Below are 12,200 nucleotides of genomic sequence, written 5' to 3'. Positions count from 1 at the left end.
TAAATTTGAGATCAGAACAGCGATTTGGCTTTTTGATAAAGATCTCTGGTCTCTTCCAGAAAAACCGAGGCATCTATTCGCCCGGCATCATGGAGTTCACGCAAGGTGATCATGTCTCGCTCTATTTGAGCAAGCTCATCCTGACTATTCTCAATTTCCGAAATTTCTCTTTCCTCAGGGGCAATCGTTTCTGCGCCCATCGTTCTCGAAGTTGTTTCTGTCAAGGAAATTGCATCATCTGCATCGGCTCCAAGTCGTGGATTCCCCTGTTGAGACGTTGGTGTGGCCCTGAACATCAGCATTATAATCAGAAACAGGAGCAGCAGAAGCGAAATCCCGCCCCCAATAACCATCAGGGCAAGTGCTTCTTTACTGATCCCGATGCTGAGGGCGTGATCGGTGAGAGTGTTTCCTGCCTCAAGCAAAAACGATGCCCCTTGGAGAATCTTATCCTTGATGTCTTGAAACCATTGCATCGTTATACCAGATCGAGCGTTTTTTCAGTTAAGACTGCCGGCAACACGCTAACCATTATCTTTCTACCTTTGCAATCAAGTTAAAAGCAAGTTTAAGATGCCAAATTCACTTGCCAAGATCTCAAAAGTACTAAAACCGCTAGGCGGAAAGATTGATGCCGTCGTTGCCATCAAACTTCACCATCAGGAAATTTCCATTGCTGAAATAAGGGCAAGTGGCAAGAGCTTCCATGTCATTACCCTTGGCAATATTCGTTTACCGCGACCAGTTGATCCTGCCGCCATCCATCTAAATCAGGAGATGATCACTGATGCTATCCGGAGTTTGAAGGATCAAATCGGCCTTACGGTAGTTGATGCTGCAATTATCATCCCCGGGCAGATTATTCAGATCCGTGAGATTAATCTGCCGTATCTCAGCCCCAAGGAAATTACCCGAGAAACAAAAGACATGGCTTTCTGGATCGAGTATGAACCTGATCTGGAAAAATTTGACGACCCCGTTTTATCGTTTCAAATCCTTCAGTCTTCAGAAGATGATGACCTGACCCGTATTCTTCTTACCTTTGCTGAAAGCGCACATATCCAGCCTTGGATAGATATTGTGCTTGCTGCCCATCTCAATCCAGTTTTTCTTGAAAGCGATGCGCTCTCACTAATCAATCTTAGATACATAACCCTGCCAATAGAAGACCAGCGGCAGGGTCAGATGATCATTCAGCTTGACCGTAACTTCTGCCAGTGTTTGGCTTTTGAGCGCCACCACGTGCATCGTATCAAGCTTGAGATCAGCGAATTTGATCTGGTTCTGCTGGATCAGGCAAGAGAAACAAACCCTCTTGAGGGAGATTTCTGGGAAGAGGTTTCAGGACGAGTAGCGAACGTTATCCGCCAGGCAATTCTCTATCTTAAGGAAGAGCAGGATTTCGAACCTCCGTCAAAGGTGTATCTTGTCTCCGAATATGACAAATGTGAGAATATTCTGCCGCTTCTCAGCAAACAGTTTGATCTGGCCCCTCTCATTCTGTGGAATCCATTTCAAGGAATAAGCCTGTCGCTTCAGGCAAGTGCATGTGCAGATAGGTGCAGTAACCCAACTAAATTTGCATCTACAATTGGGACCAGTTTGCAGAAATTGGGCATCTATGGAGAAAAAGGGCACACCCCTTTTTCAGTAAATATTCTTCCTCGCCACAAAATACTGCAACGCAATCGTCAGATCTCCGTCATTACGACAACATTTTCACGCGGCCTGATGATATCTATTTTTCTGCTTGCAGGATGGACAGCTGGCTTCATTGTACCCCAATACATTGATAGTGAGCGGATCAGCCGTGATTACAAAAGTCTTGAATTCAACTCAGATCATATAAATGCCCAGATTAATGAGGCGATGGAAGCGCTCCAGAAGATTGGTCATGAAATTGAAATTATGCGAATTCTTCAATCTTCATCTTTCAGGACTTCATTTCTTGAAACCCTGCCCGATCTACTTCCAGACAGGATGGAACTTGCCTCTCTTGAAATGAAGCAATCAAATGAAGTTAAAATTACCGGCTTTGCCAGGATGGAACAGGCTATCACCCTTTTTCAGCAGGAATTACATCAAAGTGGCTTCATCGATCAGAGCAGCATAGAGACCGTCAAAGATAAAGATTTCATCTCCTTTACCCTAATCGGAAAGCTGAGGAAGACAGAATGAAATTTCTATTTCGCCAGAAATCTGAAGGTAAAAACCATACTGCAGGAGACTTGAATGACGTGATGGATAAAAAAAACCATCCCGGGCCAGCGGAACTTTCCCGCGACGCAGAACAACTGCTTAAAAGACTTGAGGAAAAATACGGAGAGCCTGAATCAAATCAGCCGTCACAACAAAAAGAAGAACACCTTAAACCTGTAAACAGCATTAATATTGATTCAAAAATCATTGATAAAAATGAAATAAACCTGAATTCAAAATTTCTATTTTTTCGACGCCGACCCAAAGCTGGCACACTGAGACCCAAAGGAAAACAGCCTTGTCAGACGACGACTACCGCACATCGAAAGCCCCTGCAGCAATACCGGTTTTCACGTCGCCGTTATTTGCGCGAATGCAACGGCACCAATATTCCACAACTGGTTTTCACTTTATCAATATTTCTATTCATTAATGCAGGAACCATTATCATCAATACTGTTTTTTTTATTCCCGAGACAAAAATCAATCAGGATATAGGCAAGCAATCCGGTGATCTGGCCCAACAGATCAATTCGGATCAACCCAGATTATCTGCCTTGCTGAAACGCAGGCAGTCATTAGCTCAACAGGCAGAGACCAGTTTTGCCGCATTTGAAACGATACCAGATATCCGCAAAACTTTTTCCGCGATGGCCCATCAGCTCAGCACTGCTCCTCAAGCCAAACTTCGACATCATCGTATCGAAGAGAAGGATAACGACCTGCCCGGGACAAAAACACTAGCGCTGACACTCGAAGTGGAAACAGCATTTCTTGACTGGCTTGCACTTCGAGATCAGTTGAAAGACATGAGTGGCGGTGCACAAATCCTTGAAGAGACCCTGATAGCACCGCCAGAAAAATCCACCCTTAACATCCATATCAGATTGGCCAAAACCGGAAGGCTCAAAGGATAGGCAATCATCCTTCATGGCAAGGCATATGACCTTTTTCGCAAACCGGTCATTACATTAGAATATTGTCATGAATTTTTACCATAAATTCATCATCGGGTTGCTATTGGCTGGGCAAAGCGCAGGCATGCTTAAGGCGGAAACAGATGCCGTAAATTCCAGCCAGGCGGTAATTGATACCACGCCTCCAGAAGTTCTCGATATTGACGACCCATTTTCGCGTGACTTGAAGCGTGCGGCAGACGATGCAACGGGCGGTCTGATATTTGGCGGCCAGGAGTTGAATTTCCTGGCAGAAGAAAAAATCGGCAAAGCACTTTTGGGAAAGGAAAGCCAGGCAGCAGTTATTGCCTCTCGGTTCCGGGTAATGGGCCTTGCGCTGGCACGCCCATCGATAGTTGATATCCATTTTAGAAATTCCAGTGTCAATGAAAAGGCCGGGGTAAAACCGCTTCTGCCGTATCTGCGGGTCGGGCAGGATTTATCCATTGATCAAGCCCGCCAGCAAGCAATTGACCTGATGACGTCCTATAGCGATTTCATGGACATGTATTTCATCATATCTACAAAAGACAGGAGGAAAGAAGTTGATCTGGATCTCGGCCCCTTTCGGAGCATCAGCCATGCAGAAGGGTTTTGTGATCTTCTGATTGACTTTACAGAAGGCCAGGTCAGCAACTGCCATGCTCTTCTCCACTATCCCGGAGATGAACCGAACAAAAGCTTCACTTCATCCGCAATCATCCGTCTTTCCCCTGAAACGGTTGCTAATGTGCTTAAAGATCGTGCCGTTTTTGATCTTGCTGCCGCCGCCAACCAGATTATCACCATCCGGGAAGGTGAAACGATTGGCAGTAATGGCGCCATCGCCGTAAAGATCATCCCAAGTGGGATCATGCTGGTGGATCAGATTGGGAATATTGCAAAACTGCCGACGACATTTATTCCCGAAGAAGCTTTTCAGACAGGAAACAGCCAGAACAGCAACCTGATACCGTCGCTTGATCCGCAACTGCCTGAACCGGAGATCAAAAATGAATCTCAAAATGGAACAGGAAAACACTCCTCCAAGACTGCAGCTGATTTACTAATCAATCAGAACTAAGCCAAAACCGGGAAAGGGAAATGAATGACCATCTATAAAGATGATGTGGCTGAGAAAGTGATCCGCGTTCTGAAAACCGCCAACCGTCTTGATCTGGAAAAACTGAAAATGGTTCAAGATGAGCTTAGCGCCCCAAGTGATGTGCTTGAGGCTCTTCTTCAAGATGGCAACATAGATGAGGATCTTGTGCAGACGGTGCTATCCCGTGCCTATGCAATTCGGCGGCTGAAACTCAATCCGGGTAGTCGCGCGGTTAGCCTTCTGCCAAAAGACGTAATTGAAACCAACAAAGCACTTCCTTATGCCGTTGAAGGAAGATTTCTTAAAGTGGCCATCGTTGATCCTACAACTTCATCTCAAGCCGGAAATTTCAAATCTCTTTCAAATTACAATATTGAATTCCAATTGATCCCGCTTTCAACTTTCGAGAATTTGCGAGCACATGAAAAACTGCGGCTGGTGCTTGATCCCAAAAAATCTGATGAGGCACAACCCCGTCTTCACGCAGGCCCTTCACGAAGTCGCCGGGGCAGATACCAGCCGGAAAATGAAGAAAGAATCCCGAAATTCTGTGATGATATTCTGCTTACCGCCATAAATTGCAATGCCAGTGATATTCATATCGAAATCTTTCGCGAAACCGCCCGCCTTCGCTTTCGGATTGATGGAAGACTTGTTGTGAGGAATGAATTTTCAGACTTTCTCACCCGTCATTATCTCAGCGTTATCACGCGATTAAAAATTCAGGCTGATTGCGATATTTCGGAAAAACGGCTTCCCCAGGACGGGGCCATCACCATCCGGCATGAAAGTGAAGACATTGATTTCCGTTTCAATGTCCTGCCAGGGAAGAATGGTGAGCGCATTGTCATGCGTATTCTCAAGGGTGATCCCGCTTTGAAACTGGATAGTATCGGACTCTCAGAAACAAGTTTTAAGAAAGTATTGGAGGCGATTTCAGCCCCGCAAGGTATGGTTCTGGTGACCGGACCAACCGGGTCAGGCAAAACGACCACGCTTTACGGTGCGCTCCAGTGGATAAACAATCCCGCGCTTAATATCATGACTGCTGAAGACCCGGTTGAATATTACCTTGAAGGAATAGGTCAGGTTCAGGCTAATGAAAAGATAGGGCTCACCTTTTCCAATATTCTGCGGGCATTTCTTCGCCAGGACCCCGAAGTCATTCTTGTGGGTGAGATACGTGATCAGGAAACCGTGGATATTGCGATCAAGGCAGCTCTCACCGGGCACCTTTTATTGTCAACACTTCATACAAACGATGCCATCTCGACGATATCCCGGCTCATGAACATGGGCGTGCCGCCTTTCATGGTTTCGGCGGCGGTATCACTGATTGTTGCTCAGCGACTGGCTCGTGCCAATTGTTCGAACTGCCTTGTTGAAGATAATGCCGCCAGCCCGGAAAGCCTTATCCGTCTCGGATTTTCGGAAGACCAGGCCGGGAATGTAATTCCTCATCGTGGCGCTGGATGCGATGTCTGCAACCACACAGGCTATAAGGGTCGACGGGGAATTTACGAAGTTCTCAAGATTAATTCAGAACTGGAAGGAGCCATCCTGAATGGAGCAAACCCGCAGGAGATTCTGAGCGCTGCTCGGGTAGATGGGTTTAAAACCATGCAGGAGATTGCCCGAGACATGATCCGTGAAAAACTGATCAGTGTGGAGGAATACACAAGAGTCCTGGTGCTAGGTTGATCCCAAACTCATGTTGATCCGAAGGGAGAGTACAACCTTCATTTCCTGTGTTCTATACTTGCATATGATCAGGATCCGGCCATGCCCACCACATTCAGATACAAAGGCAAGAAGAATGGCCGCCACATGAAGGGTGAAATCGCCGCTAATGGGCCGGTAGAGGCACGCTCGAAGCTTCGAGCTGAAGGCATGAGGGAAATCACACTCATCCGCCTGAAAGACAAAACACCATCGGCACTTGATCTCCAGATCACCTGGGGTCCCTTCGGATCAATTCCGCGAAAGGAAATTCTGATTTTCTCCAAAAAACTGGCAACGATGATTCGTTCCGGTTTGCCGATCATGGATGCTCTTATTCTTGTCAGGGAACAGACCAGGAACAAGAATCTCATCGCCGTTATCGGTAAGATGATCAGCCGATTAAATAGTGGAGCTTCACTTTCGGCGGCATTTCGGGATCATGTTCGCCATTTCGATAACGTTTACATCAACATGGTAGATGCAGGTGAAATATCCGGAAAGCTGGACAGTTTTCTCGACCGACTTGTTGAAATGCTGGAAAAACAACAGAAAATTCGGGCTGGAATAAAAACTGCCATGTTTTATCCGGTCACCTTGGTGGTGATTACCCTGCTTATCTCCTATGGCATGCTGACCCGCGTTGTCCCGACATTTCAGGAAATGTACGAAGGACTTGGTGCCGAACTCCCTGCTCCAACCCAGAAAATTGTCGATGCATCGGACTGGATCAGGGATGGAAGCAACCTTGCTTTTGTTTCAGGCACCGCTTTTACGATCTGGCTTGCCGACAGACTCCTTTCAAGATTTCTGCGCCCGTATCTCAAGATGAAAGGACGTATTTTTCTGAAACTCCCTCTTTTCGGTGATATTATCATGAAGGCGACCATAGCCCGAATGTCCCTGCTCATGGCAAATCTCCTGGCCGCAGGTGTCAGTGTGATCGATACGCTCGAAGTGGCACAAACCGTCTCAGGAAATCTGGTTTTTGTAGATGCCACCAGCCGGATCAGGGGGAGAATAACCAGCGGGCTAGAACTTTCGACGCTGTTCCGGGATGAACCTGCCTTTCCCCTCGCCTTGTCGCAACTTCTGGCCGTGGGTGAGCGCACCGGCAACATGGACGAAATGCTGACGTCCATTGCAAGATACTATGAAGAGGAATTCGACACAGTCGTTGAGGGCCTTTCAGCCATTATCGAACCTTTGATGATCGTCTTTGTGGGGGCAATGATCGGCGTAATGGTGGTAGCGTTATATCTGCCGATTTTCTCCGCCGGCGACGCCTTTTCCTGACCGATGGGAAAAGGGCGCTTTCATCTCCTTATTTCCACGATACTTCTGCTGATTTGCGCAAGCGTAATGTTGGCAGGGGTAAGCAATACAGGTGGATTTACCACACGCACGCAAAATGCATCTCATGATCTTTTGAACCGCCTCTATCCTTTTGAAGGCAATGACGAGATTGCGCAAAAACTGGTGCTCATAGATATCGACGAAACCAGCATCAGCGAACTGGGTCAATGGCCTTGGCCCAGAGCCGTAATGGCAGAGATGCTCGATCGCATTGATCGTGCAGGTCCACTGGTGATCGGGATTGATATTCTGATGACCGAAGAAGACAGGTTCAGCCCGGCAAATATTGCTCGCCTTTCAAATACCAGCGAAACGATGCTTGCGGCCATTCTGCCAGATGGCGATACTCTCTTGGGTCAGGTTCTATCCCGCATACCGGCGGTACAGGCAACTAGTCTCCTTGAAATGGAAACATCTCGCCCGATACATGCACCGGTGCCCATCACGTCTATTGGCTTCCCCTCCCCCTCCATTCTAAGCGCCTCTGGCGCTCTCACCCCAGTTGAAGCACTCGCCACCTCGCCAGGGGCAGGATTTGTCAGCCTTGGACTTCATGCGGATAAAACAGTCCGCCGGATGCCTATGATAGCCAGAATAAAAGACCGGATTATTCCATCTTTTTCACTTGAAATGCTCCGACTTGCTGACAAAGGCAAAAGTCACGTCATGAAACAAGATAGAAAGACTGGCCGGGCTCTTACACAAATCAAGACAGCTGATCATATCATCACCACAGATACGGACGGGCATCTACTTCTCCACCATGGGTATAATTCACGTTTTCCCCGCATCTCCGGGGTATCGATACTAGGTAAAACTGACAACACTGACTGGGCTGAAACTATATCTGGCAGTTTCGTGGTAATTGGCAGTACCGCTGCCGGGCTTAAGGATGTACACTCAACTTCACTGGAACCGGTGCTTCCTGGTCCATATCTGCACCTTCAGGTTCTACATCAGATCCTATCTGGCCGAACCTTGTATTCCGGGCCGGCAATCAAAAGCCTTGAAATTATGCTGGCGGGCATGATCAGCTACATCTTGGCACTTTTGATGCTTCGGCTTCCCTTTATATGGTCCATCAGCCTCCTTTCCGGGTGTGCAGTTAGTGCGGCCGTATTCTACACCGAAGCCTTTATTCGCATCGGACTCATTGGAAATATATATTTCACGCTTGGACTCATGCTGGGATTGAGCGTGATAGCGATCAGCGCGCGGGCGGGGTTTGAAGAAAGTCGCCGCCGGAAACTTAAACTTGCCTTCAGCCAGTATCTCTCTCCAGCGATGGTCCGAGAAATTGATTCATCAGGCAGTGCAGTTTCCCTCGGCGGGCGAACTATGGAACTCACAGTACTTTTTATGGATATCCGCGGCTTCACAAACTTAAGCGAAAAGCTGGCTGAAAACCCCCAGCGTCTCACATCGGTGGTGAACTTCATTATGGATCAAGCAACTGCCATCATTCTGGAACATGGCGGTACACTCGACAAATATATCGGCGATTCCTTGATGGCGTTCTGGAATGCACCTATTGCGCGAGAAGATCATGCGGCCTGTGCGATCCGTGCCGCAATCGCCCTTGAAGAAGCCCTGCCAACTATCAACAGGTCTATCAAAACGGAAACAGATGACCTTGATCAATTCCCGGAAATCCAAATTGGAATCGGCATTGCAACAGGAAAAACCCTGGTCGGAAATCTTGGATCAAGCTTTCGATTCAACTATTCATGCATTGGCGATGCGGTCAATCTTGCCGCCAGACTGGAGCCGTTCAGTAAAAAAACTGGTCTTCCCATTTCGGTCTCGAAGGCAACCGCACTTGCCTCCGGCAGATGTGATTTGATTGAAGTGGACCGGATCACTCTTCGAGGCAAGCGAGAAAAAACAACTGTTTTCTCCCCTCTCTTGCTCTCATCAAAAACCCTTCACCTGCATGAACATCTTCAGCAAGAACGCGCAGCAGGTAACACCACAGAAATGAATAGTATCCTCCGCAAGCTCAAAAACAGAAAGGATTACCCCCAAACGCTCTGGTCCTACTATCTTGGGAAATAGGGCACGGAAATCTTTTGCGATCCTCTTTCATCGTTCCTCTGTTGATCGATTATGGATTGAAGCAAAAAACGATGCATTTTGATATCTCGCTTAAGATTTTTCAAGCGATCACGTGTGGCAGGCTCCGGGTTGAACCGGATAAAATATATACGGCGGGCAAGGCTACATGTCTGGGCTTTCAGCCTTTCAGGCCAGTTCACACAGGATCTTTCCGCATAATCAATAAGTCCTTCGCCAGCTTGTCGCGGCGAGGCAACCTGCATCAACAGATGTTCAAGCTGCCCTTCCAACCTCCGCCCCTGATCTGGGTGTGATATGAAATGCAGGCCGGAAAATAAGACTCTGACTCCAATGAGCATGATCGCAACAAGACTTCCTGATATCATCAAGCCAGCCAATATCCAGAAAAGAGCGACGAAGTCGAGACCAGGAAAGCGTTTGAATAACGTCTTCACTGGCGAGGCATCATATTGAAGGATCATATGTGTAACCCGGGTATTCAGTGAATCTATCCAATATACTGTCTCAACCCAAAAGGGGTTCTGGCGGGTCTTTGGTCTTGTCTTGAGTAGCTCCTGCCCGAAATCCAGTTGTGCGACCTGTTCGGCGACTGAGACGGAAACCATTGCCGATGGATCGAAACGCTGCCAGGCGCCTCCATCAAGCCTCGCTTCTACCCAGGCATGTGCCATGTTATTTCGGACTATCCAGTATCGGCCATAGCTGTTCCATTCTCCACCAAGATAGCCGGTCACAACATTTGCCTTTATTCCTGCGGCCCTGAAGGCCGTTGCCAGTGCCTGGGCATAGAGAGAACAATGCCCAGATTTCCCCTTAAAAAAGAACGAGTCGAGCACCTGACTTGATGTACCAGCGACATAACTTGATGTGAGTGAATACGCATAATTCTGCCTGAAGTTTGCCATAAGAAAATTGGCAAAATCACGATCGGAAGACATTTTTTGCCGTTTATCCTTCGCCCATTTTGCAAGCCTGCCCTCATCTCCAAGATGAGTTGAGCCTTGCCATGGTCTCGGGTCCAATGAAATCTCAACCATGACGTCATAAGCTTTTACTGTGGCGTGCTGATGGGATGAACTGCGGTTTTCAAGCTCAGCGAAGGGCGTGAGATAATATTCATCATCTCCAAGATGTGCAGGCCATCCCGGAACCGGAAGATAGCCAAGGTCATGCCTGTCGGCCAAAATTTGAAAACTGCGGTATGGCGCATCAAGTGATAACATCTTGATTGTTTTCTCACTTTTACGTTCCCCCCTGCTCCAGCCATTTTCATTCTGCTGATCAAGGGCGAATACTCGCCAATATGGAGTAAGACTGGGGACATCATCTTGGGGAAAGGCACGAAAGGCAATCGTATCATCTGCCAGAAGGTTGCTGAACCCTTCGGCAGTCAGCTGATCGGTCAACCTGATCTGTTTCTGTACATGGGCTAAAAACGGTGTTGCTCCTATGTTTATTCTTGGAACAAGTGCAAAGATCAGAACAACTATAAATGAAATACTAAAGGCTAGGCTGAGCAGTCTCCACCAGTGGATGCGAATTTCTCGAAAAGACCATCCCGCATAGATCATCGAAAACCAGAGCAGAAACGAGAGTAACCAGACAATAAGCAACATCAGCAGAAAAAACTGAACGTGAAATATGAAGACTGTTCCAACCAGAAAAATAGTTGGCGCAAGACCACCTGGTGAAAGTGGTCGATGATCACCAGATTGCCAACTCAAGGGAAGTATCATGATGAGCATACCAATAAAAAACTCGACCCTTGGGGCTGGAAAGATCATGTGCAGATAAAGCAGCGACAGACCAAGTAGAAGCAGCATCCACCGCCATCGCTGAACCGCCATCAGAAGAAGACTGGCAATCCAGCAGAGAAGCACATATGGCCCGGGGTCAATGGCAAAGACCAACACAAGCGGAAATTGCCACAAAATGAGGACTGCTTCGTGATAACGACCCAGACAGGGGATGTTTTCACGCCATCGCCAGAGCATCCAGCGCCTCCCCGCCATTACCGGCATCAATACTGAGACGAATATCGGGTAACGTAATCACAAAAGCCTGATGATAATGCATCGCGTTCAAGACTGCCGCAGACATGATGCCGAGTGCCGTCTCATGCCCGAAATGCCTGACAACATCATAATCAATCTCAAGCGGTACAAAAGTTGTGTCTTCAGCTGATTTGACAGTGAGGCGCCGCGTTCCTGCATATCTTTTCCAATGGATGCGCGAAAGCGACATGCCCTGCCGCCAGTCTTCAATAGAATCAGCAATTTGGGCGTCACCTGACCATGGAATGCAACCATCCTGAAATACATGCTCCTGGCCATAGTTCGGGCGAGGCGCAACCAGTATCCTGCCGGGGGAAATCCGGCACCAGCTTCGAGCAATTCCAAAGGGAAAATCGCTTTCGATCCGTAACGAAGGCAGAGATTGCCAGCCACGGTCATCGCATTTGATCCTTAGTTTTAATCTCGACGATCCTTCGCTGAGATCAAATCCATGTCGGTCTGCCCCCATGACAAGAACCAGATGATGCCTTGGAGATGTTGCCCGGATGATAAACGTGATCTGCTGTTCTATGCTTGCAATCAACCTCTGGCCATGTTGAAGTTCAACCTTGATCCCCACAACATTTTTGCAAGACAAGATAAATGACAATAGAAAGAGAACAGCGAGTCCAACCGCCAGCAATAAGAGTATATTGTTCTGCACTCTCAGGCTGATGGCAAAAATGCCAAGGATGGCAAGACCTGACATGCATCCCTCACGACGCGGCAGAACCATCATGCGGAACTTGAGTAATT

At 47.6% G+C, this 12,200-nt stretch carries 9 protein-coding genes; 6 read left to right on the top strand and 3 right to left on the bottom strand.

Going from position 1 to position 12,200, the window contains the following annotated elements; translation table 11 throughout:
• Positions 1-11 precede the first annotated feature (11 nt).
• Positions 12-476, bottom strand: coding sequence for a hypothetical protein (locus AB8880_04985; GenBank protein XDZ66751.1), 465 nt, complete (start codon positions 474-476; stop codon positions 12-14).
• A 97-nt stretch (positions 477-573) separates the two neighbouring features.
• Between AB8880_04985 and AB8880_04980 the strand changes: the two genes are divergently transcribed.
• The 6 genes from AB8880_04980 to AB8880_04955 all read left to right on the top strand — a co-directional run bounded on the left by AB8880_04980 (position 574) and on the right by AB8880_04955 (position 9,369).
• Positions 574-2,178: a PilN domain-containing protein gene (locus AB8880_04980; protein ID XDZ66750.1), complete on the top strand. Its 1,605-nt coding sequence runs from the start codon at positions 574-576 to the stop codon at positions 2,176-2,178.
• Positions 2,175-3,116 (top strand): hypothetical protein, encoded by a 942-nt coding sequence (locus AB8880_04975; GenBank protein XDZ66749.1) that lies wholly within the window; start codon positions 2,175-2,177, stop codon positions 3,114-3,116. Before AB8880_04980 ends, AB8880_04975 begins: the two co-directional genes overlap by 4 nt.
• A gap of 67 nt (positions 3,117-3,183) precedes the next feature.
• Positions 3,184-4,218 (top strand): hypothetical protein, encoded by a 1,035-nt coding sequence (locus AB8880_04970; GenBank protein XDZ66748.1) that lies wholly within the window; start codon positions 3,184-3,186, stop codon positions 4,216-4,218.
• Between the two features lie 24 nt (positions 4,219-4,242).
• Positions 4,243-5,940, top strand: coding sequence for a GspE/PulE family protein (locus AB8880_04965; protein ID XDZ66747.1), 1,698 nt, complete (start codon positions 4,243-4,245; stop codon positions 5,938-5,940).
• Between the two features lie 81 nt (positions 5,941-6,021).
• Entirely contained in the window at positions 6,022-7,254 is a 1,233-nt protein-coding gene (locus tag AB8880_04960) for a type II secretion system F family protein (GenBank protein ID XDZ66746.1), read from the top strand.
• A gap of 66 nt (positions 7,255-7,320) precedes the next feature.
• Positions 7,321-9,369 carry a CHASE2 domain-containing protein gene (locus AB8880_04955; GenBank protein ID XDZ66745.1) on the top strand — a complete coding sequence of 683 codons (2,049 nt, stop codon included), beginning with the start codon at positions 7,321-7,323 and terminating at the stop codon, positions 9,367-9,369.
• Here AB8880_04955 and AB8880_04950 read toward each other — a convergent pair.
• Positions 9,354-11,384 (bottom strand): transglutaminaseTgpA domain-containing protein, encoded by a 2,031-nt coding sequence (locus tag AB8880_04950; protein XDZ66744.1) that lies wholly within the window; start codon positions 11,382-11,384, stop codon positions 9,354-9,356. The two genes, AB8880_04955 and AB8880_04950, sit on opposite strands and share 16 nt — an antisense overlap.
• Entirely contained in the window at positions 11,365-12,183 is an 819-nt protein-coding gene (locus AB8880_04945) for a DUF58 domain-containing protein (GenBank protein ID XDZ66743.1), read from the bottom strand. Before AB8880_04945 ends, AB8880_04950 begins: the two co-directional genes overlap by 20 nt.
• Positions 12,184-12,200: the final 17 nt, after the last annotated feature.

This window comes from Alphaproteobacteria bacterium LSUCC0684 (genome assembly GCA_041228335.1).
GTDB lineage: Bacteria > Pseudomonadota > Alphaproteobacteria > Puniceispirillales > UBA1172.
Note: the sequence above shows the minus strand (reverse complement) of the source record. Positions and strands in the feature narration are given on the sequence as shown.

Coding starts and splice junctions, on each gene's coding strand:
- AB8880_04985 (XDZ66751.1), bottom strand. CDS start 476: ATGCAATGGTTTCAAGACATCAAGGATAAGATTCTCCAAGGGGCATCG.
- AB8880_04980 (XDZ66750.1), top strand. CDS start 574: ATGCCAAATTCACTTGCCAAGATCTCAAAAGTACTAAAACCGCTAGGC.
- AB8880_04975 (XDZ66749.1), top strand. CDS start 2,175: ATGAAATTTCTATTTCGCCAGAAATCTGAAGGTAAAAACCATACTGCA.
- AB8880_04970 (XDZ66748.1), top strand. CDS start 3,184: ATGAATTTTTACCATAAATTCATCATCGGGTTGCTATTGGCTGGGCAA.
- AB8880_04965 (XDZ66747.1), top strand. CDS start 4,243: ATGACCATCTATAAAGATGATGTGGCTGAGAAAGTGATCCGCGTTCTG.
- AB8880_04960 (XDZ66746.1), top strand. CDS start 6,022: ATGCCCACCACATTCAGATACAAAGGCAAGAAGAATGGCCGCCACATG.
- AB8880_04955 (XDZ66745.1), top strand. CDS start 7,321: ATGTTGGCAGGGGTAAGCAATACAGGTGGATTTACCACACGCACGCAA.
- AB8880_04950 (XDZ66744.1), bottom strand. CDS start 11,384: ATGCTCTGGCGATGGCGTGAAAACATCCCCTGTCTGGGTCGTTATCAC.
- AB8880_04945 (XDZ66743.1), bottom strand. CDS start 12,183: ATGATGGTTCTGCCGCGTCGTGAGGGATGCATGTCAGGTCTTGCCATC.